The 16715-nt window shown below is 30.5% G+C and carries 18 protein-coding genes; 8 read left to right on the top strand and 10 right to left on the bottom strand.

Annotated elements, in window-relative coordinates; all coding sequences use genetic code 11:
- Window positions 1-3 precede the first annotated feature (3 nt).
- From BLU40_RS00530 to BLU40_RS00500, 7 genes are all read left to right on the top strand, one after another.
- Complete coding sequence (locus BLU40_RS00530) at window positions 4-930, top strand: tRNA modification radical SAM protein MnmL/YtqA (RefSeq protein ID WP_090118633.1); 927 nt, start codon at window positions 4-6, stop codon at window positions 928-930.
- A 174-nt stretch (window positions 931-1104) separates the two neighbouring features.
- A complete protein-coding gene (locus tag BLU40_RS00525) occupies window positions 1105-1668 on the top strand; it encodes a TetR/AcrR family transcriptional regulator (protein ID WP_090118631.1) in 564 nt (187 codons plus the stop codon).
- Window positions 1669-1721: 53 nt separating this feature from the next.
- Window positions 1722-2501, top strand: a complete 780-nt coding sequence (locus BLU40_RS00520) for an SDR family NAD(P)-dependent oxidoreductase (protein WP_090118629.1) — start codon at window positions 1722-1724, stop codon at window positions 2499-2501.
- A 49-nt stretch (window positions 2502-2550) separates the two neighbouring features.
- Entirely contained in the window at window positions 2551-3375 is an 825-nt protein-coding gene (locus BLU40_RS00515; protein ID WP_090118628.1) for an oxidoreductase, read from the top strand.
- Window positions 3376-3386: 11 nt separating this feature from the next.
- Complete coding sequence (locus BLU40_RS00510) at window positions 3387-4058, top strand: NAD-dependent epimerase/dehydratase family protein (protein WP_090118626.1); 672 nt, start codon at window positions 3387-3389, stop codon at window positions 4056-4058.
- 150 nt (window positions 4059-4208) lie between these two features.
- A complete protein-coding gene (locus BLU40_RS00505; protein ID WP_245729869.1) occupies window positions 4209-5339 on the top strand; it encodes an MBL fold metallo-hydrolase in 1131 nt (376 codons plus the stop codon).
- Between the two features lie 44 nt (window positions 5340-5383).
- Window positions 5384-5554: a hypothetical protein gene (locus BLU40_RS00500; protein WP_175454717.1), complete on the top strand. Its 171-nt coding sequence runs from the start codon at window positions 5384-5386 to the stop codon at window positions 5552-5554.
- Window positions 5555-5797: 243 nt separating this feature from the next.
- Here the strand turns inward: BLU40_RS00500 and BLU40_RS00495 are convergent, their stop codons facing one another.
- From BLU40_RS00495 to dinB, 10 genes are all read right to left on the bottom strand, one after another.
- Window positions 5798-6370, bottom strand: a complete 573-nt coding sequence (locus BLU40_RS00495; RefSeq protein ID WP_090118622.1) for a hypothetical protein — start codon at window positions 6368-6370, stop codon at window positions 5798-5800.
- 301 nt (window positions 6371-6671) lie between these two features.
- A complete protein-coding gene (locus BLU40_RS00490) occupies window positions 6672-7544 on the bottom strand; it encodes a radical SAM protein (protein WP_090118620.1) in 873 nt (290 codons plus the stop codon).
- 192 nt (window positions 7545-7736) lie between these two features.
- On the bottom strand, window positions 7737-8534 hold the full coding sequence (locus BLU40_RS00485) for an SDR family NAD(P)-dependent oxidoreductase (protein WP_090118617.1): 798 nt from the start codon (window positions 8532-8534) through the stop codon (window positions 7737-7739).
- 130 nt (window positions 8535-8664) lie between these two features.
- Window positions 8665-9066: a nuclear transport factor 2 family protein gene (locus BLU40_RS00480; protein WP_090118615.1), complete on the bottom strand. Its 402-nt coding sequence runs from the start codon at window positions 9064-9066 to the stop codon at window positions 8665-8667.
- Between the two features lie 15 nt (window positions 9067-9081).
- Entirely contained in the window at window positions 9082-9657 is a 576-nt protein-coding gene (locus tag BLU40_RS00475; RefSeq protein ID WP_090120261.1) for a peroxidase-related enzyme, read from the bottom strand.
- A 50-nt stretch (window positions 9658-9707) separates the two neighbouring features.
- A complete protein-coding gene (locus BLU40_RS00470; RefSeq protein WP_090118613.1) occupies window positions 9708-10694 on the bottom strand; it encodes a zinc-dependent alcohol dehydrogenase family protein in 987 nt (328 codons plus the stop codon).
- Between the two features lie 170 nt (window positions 10695-10864).
- Window positions 10865-11713 (bottom strand): enoyl-CoA hydratase/isomerase family protein, encoded by an 849-nt coding sequence (locus tag BLU40_RS00465; RefSeq protein WP_090118611.1) that lies wholly within the window; start codon window positions 11711-11713, stop codon window positions 10865-10867.
- A gap of 121 nt (window positions 11714-11834) precedes the next feature.
- Window positions 11835-12695, bottom strand: coding sequence for an AraC family transcriptional regulator (locus BLU40_RS00460; protein WP_090118609.1), 861 nt, complete (start codon window positions 12693-12695; stop codon window positions 11835-11837).
- Window positions 12696-12746: 51 nt separating this feature from the next.
- Window positions 12747-14054 carry a hypothetical protein gene (locus BLU40_RS00455; RefSeq protein WP_090118607.1) on the bottom strand — a complete coding sequence of 436 codons (1308 nt, stop codon included), beginning with the start codon at window positions 14052-14054 and terminating at the stop codon, window positions 12747-12749.
- 97 nt (window positions 14055-14151) lie between these two features.
- Window positions 14152-15246 carry a DNA polymerase IV gene (dinB, locus tag BLU40_RS00450; RefSeq protein ID WP_090118606.1) on the bottom strand — a complete coding sequence of 365 codons (1095 nt, stop codon included), beginning with the start codon at window positions 15244-15246 and terminating at the stop codon, window positions 14152-14154.
- Between the two features lie 77 nt (window positions 15247-15323).
- On the opposite strand from dinB, the gene BLU40_RS00445 reads away from it, so the two are divergent.
- Window positions 15324-16628 (top strand): M18 family aminopeptidase, encoded by a 1305-nt coding sequence (locus tag BLU40_RS00445; protein ID WP_090118604.1) that lies wholly within the window; start codon window positions 15324-15326, stop codon window positions 16626-16628.
- Window positions 16629-16715: the final 87 nt, after the last annotated feature.

Raw genomic sequence — 16715 nt, 5'->3', positions numbered from 1 at the left:
TTAATGAAAATTACAGGAAAACGATATCTAGATTATAGCTCTTTTATTAAATTACACTTTGGTGAACGTGTACAAAAAATATCTTTAGATATTGGTTTTACGTGTCCAAATAGAGATGGAAGTAAAGGTTTTGGAGGTTGTACTTATTGCAATAACAATACATTTAATCCAGATTATTGCGAGCCTCAAAAAAGCATAAAACATCAGTTAGAAGAAGGTGTAGAATTCTTTTCAAGAAAAGGAAAAAACAATAAGTTTTTAGCTTATTTTCAAGCCTATACAAACACGTATGGAGATTTTGAAGATTTAAAAAAAATGTATGAGGAAGCGTTAAGCGTTTCAAAAGTGGTTGGTTTAGTAATTGGAACTCGTCCAGATTGCATTTCAGAAGATATTATTAATTATTTAGATGAACTTTCTAAAGATTACTTTATTTCATTAGAATTTGGAGTAGAAAGTACCAACGAAAAAACACTTTTAGAAGTTAACCGCTGCCACACTTTTAAAGAAACCAAAGCAACTTATGAATTATGCCGAAACAAAGGATTTCATTTAGGTGCGCATATAATTTTGGGCTTACCTGGAGAAAACAAAGAAGACTTACTACAACACGCTTATAATTTATCAAAACTACCAATAAACACACTAAAATTACATCATTTACAAATTGTAAAAAATTCGGTAATGAGTGTACAATACAAACGTAATCCAGAAAAATTTAATTTATTTACTTCGGAAGATTATATAAACTTTGTTTCAGAATTTATAACTCATCTTAGACCTGATATTATTATAGAACGTTTTATTAGTGAAGCTCCAAAAGATTTGCTAATTGCTCCAAAATGGGGAGGTTTAAAAAACTTTGAGATTGTTGCAAAAATTGATAAAAACCTAATTGAGAAGAATCTTTGGCAAGGGAAAAATTATTAGATTTTTATAAAATGTCATTCTCAAAGTAACAACGTGAAATGAAGAATCTTGCACTTATCAATACGTGAGATTTTTCGCTTTCGTTCAGAATGACAGATATTTAATGTTTTTATAAATTTATTTGCCAATTAAAAATATTGCATTACATTTGTTGAGTGATTAGTCAATTAAGAAATGGATAAAAGAGAATTATTATTAGAAGCTGCCACTAAACTTTTTGTAGAAAGAGGTTTACACGCAACACCAACTTCGGCAATTTCAAAAGAAGCAGGAGTAAGTGCTGGTATTTTATTTCATTACTTTAAAACGAAGGACGATTTAATTGATAAATTATACGTTTCTATAAAAAAAGAATACACAAGTTATATTCTACACGATTTAGAAAAAGTGAATTCAGATCTTGGAAAATTACGTTTACTTTGGTCAAATTCTTGGAATTGGGCGTTAGATAACTCATTAAAATACAAGTTTTTAATGCAGTTTGATAATACAAGTGCATCGGAACGTGTAAAAAATCACCCAGAAATTATTGCCAAATACGAAATGTTTGGAACTTTAATTCAAGAGTATATTAATAAAGAGCTGATTAAGAATGTTGATTTAACATTTTTAATGGCTTCAATGATGGGTTTAATAACATCAATGGTTACCTATTTAACTCAATTTCCAGAAAAAAGACAAGATCAAGTATTTATTGAACAAGCTTGGGAAATGTATTATAACTATCTAAAACCTTAAAAAAATTTAAACAATATATTGATTGAACACTCAATCAAAAAAAACTAGTTAAAATGAATAAAGCAGCATTAATAACAGGAGCCTCTAGCGGAATTGGAAAAGAATTAGCAATTATTCACGCAAAAAAAGGTGGCGATTTAATATTAGTAGCTCGTAGAGAAGATAAATTAAACGAGTTAAAACAAGAAATAGAGCAAAAATTCAACGTAAATGTTGAAGTGATTGCCAAAGATTTAAGTAATTTAAAAGCGCCACAAGAAGTTTACAATGAAGTTAAACAAAAAGGATTTCAAATTGAATATTTAATTAACAATGCTGGCTTTGGTGCATTAGGTAAGTTTCATGAATTATCATTAGAACGTCAAGTTTCAATGATAAACTTAAACATAACAGCACTTACCATTTTAACACGTTTATTTTTACCTGAATTTGTAAAAAGAAATAACGGTAAAATTCTAAACACCTCATCAACGGCAAGCTTTATGCCTGGTCCATTGCAAGCAGTTTACTTTGCAACAAAAGCGTATGTAACATTTTTTAGCAATGCACTATCTGAAGAGTTACACAACACAAATATTACTGTTACCAACCTTATGCCTGGAGCAACCGAAAGCGAATTTGGTTCAACTTCGGGAATGGATAAAACAGAAATGTTTCAAAAAACTGTAACTGCTCATTCGGTGGCTTTAGACGGTTACAACGGAATGCTAAAAGGAAAAATTGATGTGATTTCTGGATTAACAACTTCACAAAGTATAATGATGAAAATGATTCCTTTTATGCCAAAAAAAATGATTTTGAAACAGGTTAGAGAAATGCAGGAAGTTAAGTAGCGTTTATTGAAGTGAATATAGAATATAGACAAGAGAAAAGAGACACAAAATGGACAAAAAAATAATCATAGTAACAGGAGCTTCTTCAGGAATTGGAAAGGCAACTGCTCTTTATTTAATAGAGGAAGGACATAAGGTTTACGGTTTAGCACGTAGACTTGAAAAAATGCAGGATATTGAAAATGCAGGAGGAAATTCAATGAAGTTAGATGTAACAAATCATAAACAAATTAAAGAAGTTGTTGCTTCTATTTATAAAAAGGAAGGCAGAATTGATGCTTTAATAAATAATGCAGGTTTTTCTCATTGTGCTCCAATTGAAGAAGTGAGCTACGAAAAAGCAAAGTATATATGTGATGTTAACTTATTTGGTTTAGCTGAAATGACTAAAGCAGTGCTTCCAATAATGAGAAAACAAAAATCTGGAACTATTGTTAATTTAAGTTCAATGGGAGGAAAAATTGTTACACCTTTAATGGGTTGGTATGGTGTAACAAAATTTGCTGTAGAAGCTTTTAGTGATGCATTAAGAATGGAAGTGAAGCAATTTGGAATTAATGTAGCTATTATTGAACCTGGTAATGTGCAAAGTGAATTGGCTGGAAATACTGTCATCGAACATATTCCTAACAGCGCTTATCAAGAATTAAAAGATGTGATGGAAATAGGACTTAAAAATACTTTTGAAAAAGATCCAGGAAGTAATCCTATAGTAGCAGCCAAAGCAATTTCACATTCAATAAATGCAAAAAAACCAAAAACAAGATATCCTGTCGGAAAAATGGCTAAAGCTGCTTTAACAGCAAAAAAATGGTTGAGTGATAAGCAGTTTGATAAATTGGTAATGAGTCAGTTGGAAAAAGCAGCTAAATAAAATTTAAAAATATGAAAGTAATTATCACAGGTTCTACAGGAATGGTTGGAAAAGGCGTTTTAATGGAATGTTTAAAACACCCTAAAGTTGAACAAGTTTTGGTTATTAACCGTTCTTCTTTAAATATGGAACATCCAAAGTTAAAGGAAATTTTGTGTAACGATTTTTTAAATATTTCGTCTATAAAGAACGATCTTAAAAATTACGATGCTTGTTTTCATTGTATGGGAGTTTCTTCGGTTGGCAAAAATGAGGAGGAATATGCTAAATTCACCTATTCCATAACCAAAGAATTGGCAGATTCAATCTTTTCTGTAAATCCAAATTGCGTGTTTAATTATGTCTCAGGAACAGGAACCGACTCTACCGAAAAAGGAAAAGTAATGTGGGCAAGAGTAAAAGGAAAAACTGAAAATATGGTGTTAAACAAAGGTTTTAAAGATGCGTATATGTTTCGTTTAGGAGGAATTATTCCAGCAAAAGGTATCAAATCAAAAACTGGTTGGATAAACATACTATTAATACTATTTAAACCTTTATATCCTTTAATGAAGAAAATGAAATCTATAACCACAAGTGAACAAATTGGAGTTGCAATGATAAATTCGGTTTTGTTTCCTTCAGAATTAAAAGTTTTAGAAAATCCAGAAGTTAACTTGTTAGCTGGAAAAAGAGAATTATAGAAAAGAGAATAAACTACGTCATTGCGAACATAGTGAAGCAATCTCATAATAGAAACAAATTTAGTCATTACGAACGCAGTGAAGTAATCTGCCAATCGATAAACAGATTGCTTCGTCATACTTCCTCGCAATGATGAATAAACAAGAAAAATGATAAAAACACTTTTAAAAATATTAAAGAAAATGTTGTACGGAATTTTAGGAATCATCCTATTAATAGTAATTGTAGGCGCAATATTTATGAATACAAGTCCGCAATTTGGAGGAAAACCTTCCGAAGAAAGTTTAGTAAGAATTGAAAATTCACCAAACTATAATGGAGAAGGTGCGTTTAAAAATGCAGAATTAACCTTGGCAACTACGGGAATGAAATTAAGTAGTTTTCCGAAGTTTTTTACCAATGGAGATAACAAAGTTCCTTCAGAAGAATTACCTCAAAATAAACTAACAAAAGACTATTTTGAAAATGAACCAAATCAACCAAGAATTACTTGGTTCGGACATTCAGCAATGTTTATTGAGATGGAAGGAACAAACATTTTTATAGACCCAATGTTAGGTGATGTTCCAGCTCCTCATCCTCTTTTAGGAAATCCTAGGTTTAATAAAGAATTACCTATTTCAATAGAAAACTTGCCAGAAATTGATTTGGTTTTAATCTCACACGATCATTACGATCATTTGGATTATGGCTCTATTCAGCAATTAAAAAACAAGGTAAAACAGTTTTATGTTCCATTAGGAATTAAAGCACATTTAACCGAATGGGGAGTTCCTTCAGAAAAAATAAAAGAGTTTGATTGGTGGGAAAAATCTAGCATAAACGGAATTGAATTTGTTTCAACACCTGCACGCCATTTTTCAGGAAGAGGTTTTACAAGAAATAATACATTGTGGTGTTCTTGGGTGCTAAAATCTGAAAACAACTCAATTTTCTTTAGTGGAGATAGTGGTTACGGAAAACACTTTAAAAAAATTGGCGAAAAATACGGTCCGTTTGATTTTGCAATGATGGAATGTGGACAGTACAACGAACAATGGGCGCACATACATATGATGCCGGAAGAAACTGTACAAGCAAGTGTAGATGTGCAAGCAAAAACTATGATGCCTATTCATTGGGGAGCATTTAAATTAGCATTACACGAGTGGACAGATCCAATTGTTAGAGCAAGCAATAAAGCAAAAGAATTAAACGTTAAAATGGCAACACCAATTATTGGAGAAGCTATAATTGTTGAAGAAAAATATCCATCATCTAAATGGTGGACAAGCAAATAAATAAAATTATGGTATTAGTTTTTAAAACAAACATTTTCTATCAAATGGAAATTCATGTAAGAGCAATTTTAGATAGCTTTCACATTATAAATGCAGTAGATTTTGACTTTGAAGATTGTGATAATATTTTAAGGGTTGAAGCTTCAAATAACATAAGCCCAGAAATTGAAGCATTGCTAAACTCCAAAGGTTTTGAATGTAAAGAATTAGAATAAATAAAGTATTCTTGTTTCTATTGTTTAGACACTTTTAGAGTCTGAGATTTTTCGACTTTGCATAAAGAAATTAAAGCTGTATTTCTAAGCCAGAACGAAGAATTCTACCTAGTGTTTATAACAAGATCCTTTAAGTCTATTTTTCTTCTTTAAAAACAGTAATTAAATACAAAAAGCCGTTGCAGTTGCAACGGCTTTTTCCCCTTTTGTTAAAACCAATTAATTCAATTTATTTATTTTCTATTAGTTATCAGATAATGTATATGTGATAGTTAATGTTGTAGACTCATCGAAGTTTAAGTTTGCATACGCATCTTTATCATCGCTTTGAGTTATTCTGTAGGTTAAGTTATGTCCTTTTTTAGCGCCATTTCCAGTATAAGCACTTCCTATTCCTTTAATAATGTTTGTTGCTTTTTTATTGTTTAAAACAATACTTTTCTCAGCAATTTCTCCCATTGTTCCTTCACCGTCACCTTCGTATTTGTTTGCAGATACTGTTAAGTCAATTCCGCTTGGTACATCACCATCTGTAATTTGTACCGTAATTGCTCTTGAAGATTCGTTACCAACTATTGAAGAGTAGTTTAACCATAAATCACTGTTAGATTGGTTGAATTCTACTTTTTCACCTGCTTCTGTTGGTGCAGTTGCTTTTAATGAAATTGCTTTAGCTGCTGTAGATTCGATATCTAATAATGCTACTTGTGGAATTCCAATTGTTAATGAGTGTGCATCTTTTTCAGTGTCTTGTGCAAAAGCATTTGAAGTTGCGATAAATAAGACTGCTGCGATTAGTAATTTAGAAATTTTCATAATTTTAAGCTTTTAATGTTTTATATATTTTGTTAAATAAGTGTCTAACTTTGTTGTTATTTACACTGCAAATATATGGCGAGATAATAGCCTAAAACTTAAAATTAGATTAGTGAAATTTAAGTGTCGACCAATGGTAAATCATTGTCGATTAAAGAAGAAGGTATCACTTATCGAGTACTTGAAATATAACTCTGAGTAAGGTTTTCGACTTCTCAAACGTAAAATTCTTCACTATGGTTCAGGATGACAAAGACAAAAAAGAGGCTCGAAATGAACCTCTTTTTTATTCTAAAATTTTCTACCAAGGATTGGTTTCTAAAATTTCATTCTTTGTAACAGGATTTGTTTCTATTTCTTTATTAATTTCATTTATAAAAGCATCTTTTGCATTTGGAAAAGGTCCTCGCATTGGTGAAATATTGTTTCCGTGATCTCCCCAATAATAAGTTTCAAAGTCCATATTTTCAAGTAAATATTTTTCTTCTTCTAATATTTGCATTGGTGATGCTTGTACAAATTCTCCTGCATTTACTTCTCTTTCCAACTCTGTTCCTGGTTGAATTGCCAATGCCATTGGAGCAATTTGCTCAGGTTTTATAATATTTAATAATCGTACGGTTTCTTCAATATGTTCTTTTGAACGGTATTTTCCACCTAAACCAAATATAAATGAAGCTAAAACCTCAATTCCGGCTTCTTTTGCTTTTGCAGCTCCTTCAACAGCTTGCTCAAAGGTCATTTTTTTCTTTATGTTTTCAAGAACAACTGAATTTCCAGATTCTAACCCAACATAAGCCATATCTACACCTGCTTCTTTTAGTTGTTTTAATTGATCCACTGTTTTTCTTCTAAAATCATTATACTCGCTGTACAATGCCAATCTTTCTAATTCAGGAAATGTTTCTTTAATTTTTGTTACAACTTGTAATAAAAATTCGGTTTTTAAAACCATTACATTTCCATCTATTAAAAATATTGATTTTACTGAAGGGTAAACTCTTCTTGCCTCTTCAATATCTTTAGATATATCTTCAAAACTTCTTCTTCTAAATTTTTTATCTGTGAACATATCACAAAATGTGCAATTATTATTGCTACAACCTATAGATACTTGTATTAGTAAGCTATTAGCTTCCATCCAAGGTCTGTATACTTTTCCTTCGTAATTCATTTTCTTTTCTGTTTTTATTAATTGTCATTCTGAATGAAGGGAAACGTAATGAAGAATCTCTAATGTTGAATTATAAGATTCTTCGCTATCGCTCAGAATGACACGTGTTTATTTAACGTTCCATATTTATTATGGAAAGCTTTGATGAGATCCTGAACCAAGTTCAGGATGACGAATTTCTATTTGTAATTATTAAGCTAAAACTTTTTCAGTTAACTCAATAAGTTGTTCAATTTTTGCTTCATTATAAGCATCAGGATGTGCATTTGCATAGGAACCTTTGTCATTGTCAAAATACTTTCCTGAGTTGTTTTTATGGTTTTCAGAAATAGCCAAATCATATAAAATATCTGCTCCTTTATCTGCTGATGACCACGAGTTTCCGAAAGCTTCTTTTACCATTTTTGTAGCCAATAACGAACCTGGATTTACAGGAATTACAACAATATTTGGCTCTTTAGTTGCTAAATAAAAATTCCACATTAATAAAGCTAATTTACTTTGAGCATACGTTGCACCATCTATTTCATTAGTTTCACCTAATAAAGTATCCGCTTTTATTGGAGCTTGTGCAGCAGAACTTAAGCTAATAACTCTTGGTGTTTCACTGTTTTTTAATAAAGGCAATAACATATTAGTTAATAAATATGGTGCAAAGTAGTTAACTGCATAACGCATATCTAAACCATTTTTGTTGGTAACAGCATTACTTTTATAAACACCGGCATTATTAATTAAAACATCTAATTTTGAAATCTTTTCTTGTACAGCTATTGCTAATTGTTTTACCTCATCAAAATTGGATAAATCCGCTACAAAACCATCAATATTTGAATTGTTGGTTGTTTCTTTTATTTCTGAAATTGTTGACTTTAATTTTTCTGAATTTCTCCCATGAACCAATACTGTATGCCCTTCATTTGCTAACTTTATTGCAGTTAGTTTTCCTATACCATCTGTGCTTCCTGTAATTAATATTGTCTTTGCCATTTTATTAATTTTTACTTTTCTAATTTAATATATTTTGCTGAATTAAAGAGTTATCTAAAAACTTGAACTACCAATAATTTAATAGCGTTCAAATTTTTAGAATACTCTATTGTAATTATAGGAATATTAACTAACCAATAAAAATTTCTTTAACATGGATAGTATCCATATACTCTTTAATTTTTACAATTTTTCCGTTTGAAATTTCAATAAAAAAATGATATAAGTTATTGTATACTTTTCCGTTTGTTAACTCTCCATACGATTCAACTTCATTTGCAACACGATTGTCTTCTGCTGTTAAACTTAACGTTTTTAATTCTAAACCATTAGGCATCATTTCTTTTACAGTCTTTATCAAATCTCCAATTCCATTTTTATCCATTATTCCAGATACAGGAAGTTCTCCTTTAACTCCCATTGCTCTCCATTGAACATTATCATCTAAATAACTAAATGCTTTTTCTACATCTGCATTGTGAAAACTTGCCCAAAAATCAAGAACCAACTGTTTATTTTGTTCTGTATTCATTTTCTTCAGTTTTAATTATCTTCCCATTGAAAAGAATTGATCGTCTGGTCTAACAGCCGCAAAATTCATCATACGATTAGATAAATTAAAGAATGAAGTAATTCCTGCTACATCCCAAATGTCTTCATCATTTAAACCAAAACCTTTTAACACTTCAAAGTCATTTTCATTAACAGTTGCAGGTTCTATAGTTAATTTCATTGCAAAATCTATAATTGCTTTTTCTCTTGGAGTAATATCCGCTTCGTGATAATTAACTGCAATAGGTTCAGCTATGTAAGGATTTTCAGTAATTCCTCTTAAAGCAGCTCCGTGAGACATTACACAGTAAGTACATCCGTTATAATTTGAGTGTGCAATAATTAACATTTCTTTTTCTGCAGGTGTTAGTCCACTTTCTTTGTTCATTAAAGCTTCATTGTATGCTAAAAAAGCACGCAATTCAGCAGGTCTGTGAGCCAATGCAAAAAATACATTTGGCACAAAACCAAATTGTTCTTGAACTGCCAAAAATGTTTCTTTTAAATCTTCTGGTAGCGAATCAAATTCTGGAACTGGGTATCTGCTTATATTTTTATCTGGTTGTTTCATAATTCTTTTTTTTAGGAGTGTATAGTTTTTTTCACTCCACATTTTATTATTTAGTTTTTTACAACTACTTTACCAATTGCTTTTCCGCTTTGTAAATGTGCGTGTGCTTCACCTACTTGTTGTAAAGAAAAACTACGTTCATCTACAATTGGGTTTAAATTACCTGCTTCACTAATTTGTGCTAGTTTACTTAAAATATTACCGTGGATTTCTCTTTTATAGTTGTGTAACATTGGAATTAACATAAATACTACGTGTAACGATAATCCTTTAAAATGTGCTGTAGTTAAATCTATTTCACATAATGAAACTGTAGTTGCAATATGCCCATTTAATGCTGCTGCATTAAAAGAGTTTAATAAATTAGGGCCTCCAACAGAGTCGAAAACAACATCAAAGCCAGCATTGTTTGTATACTTTTCTACATACTGTTCTACTGTTTCGGTTTTATAATTAATTGGTGTTGCGTTTAGTTGTTTAATTACTTCTAATTGTTCATCTGTTCCGCCAGTAGCATATACTTCTGCTCCAAAATAGTTAGCCAATTGAATAGCAATATGACCTACACCTCCTGCACCACCATGAACCAATACTTTTTGACCTTTAGAAACTCCTGCACGTGTTAAACCTTCGTAAGCAGTAATTGCTACTAATGGTAATGCTGCAGCTTCTTTTATAGAAAGGTTTTTTGGTTTGTGTGCAATTAATTGAACATCTGCAACCACATACTCAGCTAAAGTTCCTTGTAAATCTGCCAATCCACCAACACAACCATAAACATCATCGCCTACTGAAAAACCTTCAACAGTTTCATCTACAGACTCAATTGTTCCGGCAAAATCCATTCCTAGAATTGCTGGAGCGGCTGGTGATAATGGTAAATCCGAACCCATTTGTCTAATCATAGTATCTACTGTGTTAATACTTGATGCTGCTATTTTAATTAGTACGTGCCCTGGTTTTAGGGTTGGTTTTTCAACTTGGGTGTATTCGAATACTGAGTTTTCTCCGTATTCATTTAATATCATTGCTTTCATTTGTTTTTTATTTTATTGTTGTTGTGTTTTGCGTTAGGGATTGAAGCGGCATCCTTTTTTATTTTTTTTAAAAAAGATATAGCGAAAAGCCCGACCCTTGTGGTAACGCCCAAATAGTTGTTTTTTAAGAGAATACAATTACAATTTATAACCGTATTCTCTTTTAGGTTTTAATTTTGAATTTCTTGTAAATCGATTAACATGTTTTCCCAATTCTTTTGGTTGTTGTGATCGAATTGTGCTCCGTTTTCATCGGCAATTGTAAAACGCTTAATTGCTGGAGTTTTGCTTGTTGCTTGGAATAATTGATATGCTTCTTCTTTTAAAGCATCGGCAATTGGCAAGTCTATTGATGCATAAACGGCGCGTTTACAAGCTTCGATAGATTCTGCTGGGAATTTTGAAATACGCTCAGCTAAAGCATCTACATATGGTCCAATTTCATCGGCATCTAGAGCTTTGTTTATGGTTCCAAATTTTTCTGCCTCATCTGCATCCCAATCTCTTGCTCCTAAAATAATTTCTAGTGCTTTACCTAAACCTGCTTGGCGAGCCATACGCGATGCTCCACCACCACAAGGTAAAATTCCCATACCTACTTCCATTTGCATAAATTTGGCTTTTTCACGTGCTGCAAAACGCATATCTAAAGCCAATGCCATTTCGTGTCCTCCTCCGCGTGCAAAACCTTCTATTTTTGCAATTGTTGCTTGTGGCAGGTTACTTAATCTTTCTAAAACAGACTGTAAATCCAATAATTTAACTTCGTTTCTTGGTACTGCTTCTTGAGACATGTCTCTTAGTAAATTTGTATCGTAATGACATACCCAATAACCTGGATTTGATGATTCAAATACAACAACTTTTACGCTTCTGTCTCGTTCTAATCTTAATGCTAAACTGCTTAAATCTGCTAACATTTCTTGTCCTTGAACGTTTACTGGTCCAAAGTTGATATCAACTGTTAATACTCCACCGTTTTGTTTTGCTGTAAATGTTTGAAAATTTTTGTAATCCATAATATTTGATTTAATAATTTATTTATCGTTTTAATTATGGTACAAAGGTATATCCTCAACCAAGGTTAGGTTGAGTAAAAAACAAAGCTATAGTAGTAAAAAATGAAGTTTTGGGTACTTTTTAAGCTAAATTGGCTTTAAAGGAGCCTAAAGTAAGGCCTTTATACGCTAAAAAGGTTTTGTTTAAATGACTAGAATCGGTAAATCCAAATTCTGAAGCTATTTCAGAAAAATGTAAATCGGTGTATTTTAAGCGGTTTTCTACTAACTTTAATTTATAATTAAGCTTATACTTTTTAATACTCATATCTATATTTTTTTTAAAATATTGATTGAGATAGTTTTCTGAAATAAAAAACTTTTCGGCAATGGCTTTATTTGTTAGTAGCTCTGGTTGGTAAATATTTTGGTGTATGTAATTAATAATTTCTTGAATTTTAGAAGATTTAGATGCTGTTTCTTTTTCTGAAACTATTACACGCATATTTCTGGCAATAATTTGTAAAATTATAGAAAGTGTGTTTTCAATAATTAGTAAATTGTTAGATTGTTTGTTTGAGTATTCTTTTTGTACAATGCCAATTAATGAAGCTAGACTTATTTTATCTACATCTGATTGAAATTCTAAAGCTCTTAATTGATGATTTTCATTACAAAGTATTCCTTCAATATTTCTAAACCAATTATTTACCGGTAAATTACTGTTGTTTTTTGATGATCCATTAAAAAAACTTTTTAAAAACTTAATGGCTGTAGTTGTTGTTGGTGTTTTGGCTTCAACTATATAAATATCATCTGGTACAAAGATGAACAAACAATTTGGGCGATAATTTATTTCATTACCGTTTACTTTAATTGTTCCTTCTCCTTCTTCAAAATGAAGAATTTCAAAAAATCGAATACTTGTATATTGACAGAACTCAAAAGCAGTCATTTTTTCATAACGAAGAATTACTATGTTCTCTATAATGGTTCTTGCCATAGTTTTTAACTTTTAATGTAAAAATACGAATTTAAGAATTGTTGAATTTGCTTATTCTTCAAAATAATAAAAAGGAATTTCCCATTCAGTTGAATCGCTACTATTATAATCTTTTTTAACCGTTAAAGTGTTTACACCTTCTTTAAGGTTAGTTATTTTAAAATGAGTTATTAAGCCAAATTGCTTTGTTCTTGGATGGTTATATTTCATAAAAACAACTTCTTCCTTTTTTCCGTTTACTAATACTTTATGGTATTTACGATAACATTTTAACAATCTAACTCTTGCCTCTTTTTTAGATTCGTCTGAGTTTTTTAAATTTTCAGTATCACAAATTTCTTTCCTCATTTTTCTTTCGTGATTGAATACAGGAATAAACAGTTTTATTGATTTTTCTTTAATCTTATCCGAATTAATTTCTGGAGCTAATAAAAAGGTATTTGTTTTGTTTTCATTATTGTAATACTCTGAATATACACGACTTCCATCAAAATAATCATTATAGTTTATCATATATGGAATATTGGTTTTTAGCATTTGAGAAATAGAAATAAATGAACCTGAAATTAAAAATGCAAAAAGTAAATAAACAATAGATTTCTTTTTTTTGAAATTTGAACCAAAAATCATAGACACCTGTAAAATGGACTTATACAAAGGTCCATACGCTATTTTTGAAACTGTTTTAACTAATTTAAAGCTTAAAATTTGCAACCATTTTTTTTCTTTATTTACTTTTAAATTAGCGATTATTGAAACAATTGCTTGAAATGTAAACATTACTATAAACAGAACCAACGGAATTAAAAGTATTGTAGAATTTATATAATTAGAAAGTAAATTAAAAAGAAGTAAGTATATGCTTGACGAAATTGCCATATACATGTAGATAAGTAAAAAAGTAAAAGCAGCGGAAAAAATAACACTACACAATTCATCTACTTTATGAATAGAACTTTTTAGTTTAGGTAACATAGAAAGAATTTTTTCTGTATAAATTTTAGAATACACACTGTCTTTAACACTGTAATCCGGAAAAACAGAATTTAACCCTACTAAACCTACCCAATAAGCTCTAAGAAAAAAATGTATAACAAACATTCCTATTAAAATACTAATGGCTAAAAGCCCAAAAAAAACTATAAAATAGCCCACAAGATATTGGTTGGGAGGTAAAATATCAATAAAACTATTTGTTGCCCATTTAATTAAACCAAATAGTTGAAATGTACCAAAAATGGAAATTGTAGAAACTAATAATTCAGCTTCCCAACTTTCGTCTTTTAAACGTTGTAACCAACTTTTATTAGAGCTTGAAGTAGTATTTACATTTTTTTTAGTAGGAAAAGTTTTCTTCATAATTTCATAGCTTTACGAATAAATTCAAATATACAAAAACCAAAAATTAATAATTGTTTAAAGTTTATTCAACAATAAATATTACAAAATGAGCAATTTAAAACTCGAATTTTAATTGAATGTCTATAGGTTTTTCAACAGTTTTTTTTGAATGAATATTTAAATTAGTTACCGAAATACCCAGTAAACGTACAGAATTTAATACTTTTTCTTGGTATAACAACTCTTTTACGGTTTCTAACAATATTGCTTTTTCTTTAATAAAATAAGGCAAGGTTTTACTTCTGGTTTGTGTTTTAAAATCGCTATATTTTATTTTTAAGGTTACAGTTTTACCTGAAACCTTATTGCGCAATAATCGTTTTTCAAGTTCTTCCGAAATTTTCTCCAACTTCTCCATCATAAATATTTCTGAAGTTAAATTTTTAGAAAAAGTATGCTCGGCAGCAACAGATTTTCGTTCTCTATGTGGTTTTACTTTGCTATAATAATTACCTCGAACTAAATGGTAATAATGACTTCCAGATTTTTTAAAATGCGTTACTAAAAATTCTTCAGTTTTTGATTTTAAATCTAAGCCTGTAAATATGCCTAAATTAAACATTCTGGTAGCTGTTACTTTACCTATTCCAAAGAATTTCTGAATTGGTAATTCTTCTAAAAACGGAATAACCTCTTCTGGTGGAATTGTTTTTTGACCATTTGGTTTATTAATATCTGAAGCTATTTTAGCAACAAATTTACTATTAGATATTCCTGCGGAAGCATTTAAATTTAACTCATCGGCAATACGTTGTCTAATTTCTTTAGCAATCATACTTGCCGATGGATTTCCTTTTTTATTTTCGGTTACATCTAAGTATGCTTCATCTAAAGAAAGTGGTTCTACCAAATCTGTATAATCATAGAAAATAGCTCTAATTTTTTGTGAAATTTCTTTATAACGCTCAAACCTTGGTTTTACAAATATTAAGTGTGGACAGTTTTTACGTGCCAACACTCCACTCATTGCAGAGCGAACATTAAATTTACGAGCCTCGTAACTTGCAGCAGAAACTACACCACGCTCACTAGCACCACCAACAGCAATAGGTTTACCCCTTAACTCCGGATTATCCAACTGTTCTACAGATGCATAAAACGCATCCATATCTACGTGTATAATTTTTCTATTTACTAACTCTTCTTCCACGTTATAAAACTACAAATAACCTTTAATTAATTACTATATTTGTTTTTATAGTTAATATCTAAAATATAAGATTTTTTATGAATCAAAACCTAAAATACGCTCAAAATTTAATCGATTTTATATACGATAGTCCAAGTCCATATCACGTAGTTAAAAATGCTAAAAAAGTTCTTGTTGAAAAAGGCTTTTCTGAATTAAAACTTACAGATAAGTGGCAAATTTCAAAAGGCGAAAAATACTTTGTTTCTCAAAATAACACATCGCTTTTCGCTTTTATTGTTGGAACTGAGGAAATTGAAGAAAACGGTTTTAAAATTATCGCAGCACATACCGATTCTCCTTCATTTAAAATAAAACCTTCTCCAGAAATTTCTGTTGAAAATAAATATGTGAAGTTTAATACTGAAATGTATGGTGGAGCAATTTTAAATACTTGGCTAGACAGACCTTTATCTATTGCCGGTAGAGTTAGCGTAAAAAGCGATGATATTTTAAATCCGAAATCATATTTAGTAAACATCAACCAGCCAATTATTACCATTCCTAATTTACCTATTCATTTTAATAGAACAGTAAACGAAGGTATTGAACTAAACAATCAAATTGATATGTTGCCTGTTACTTCAATTATTAATGATGAAGTAAACAAAGATGACTTATTATTAAGCAAAATTTCAGAAGAAATTAAGGTACCAAAAGAAGACATTTTAGAAGTAGACTTAAACCTATACGATTTTACCAAAGGAAGTATTATTGGTATGAATAACGAGTTTATTTCATCGGGTAAATTAGATGATTTAGCTATGGTTCACGCTGGCTTAACAGCTTTTTCTAAAACTAAACCAAGTAAAGCAACCAATGTTTTAGCCTTGTTTGATAATGAAGAAGTTGGAAGCCGTTCTAAACAAGGTGCAGGTTCTCCTATTTTAAAAGATATTTTAACCAGAATTGTTTCTGTTCAAAATAAAAACGAAGAAGATATTCAACGTGCTATATACAACTCATTTATGATTAGTGCAGATATGGCGCACGCTTTACACCCAAACAGACCAGAAAAACACGATCCAGTTACTAGACCAATTATTAACAGCGGACCAGTAATTAAAATTGAAGGAAACCAAAAATATACAACCGATAGCGATTCTGGTGCTGTATTTGAAATGATTTGCAAAAAAGCGAATATTCCTTATCAAAAATTTGTGAATAGAAGCGATATGAGAGGTGGCGGAACACTTGGAAATGTTTCTGCAGGTCAACTTGCAATACGCTCTGTAGATGTTGGAAACCCAATGTGGGCAATGCATTCTATTAGAGAAACAAGTGGTGTTGATGATCACACTTTTATAACAGATGCTTTTAGCTGTTTTTATGAAATAAATTAGAATAAATTTATATTAACTATTTGTTACTAAAAAATACCCAAACCTCTTTATAAATATCATACTTAATCAGTATTTTTAAAGAAAAAT

Origin of the sequence: Lutibacter oricola, assembly GCF_900106565.1 — a bacterium.
GTDB lineage: Bacteria > Bacteroidota > Bacteroidia > Flavobacteriales > Flavobacteriaceae > Lutibacter > Lutibacter oricola.
Note: the sequence above shows the minus strand (reverse complement) of the source record. Positions and strands in the feature narration are given on the sequence as shown.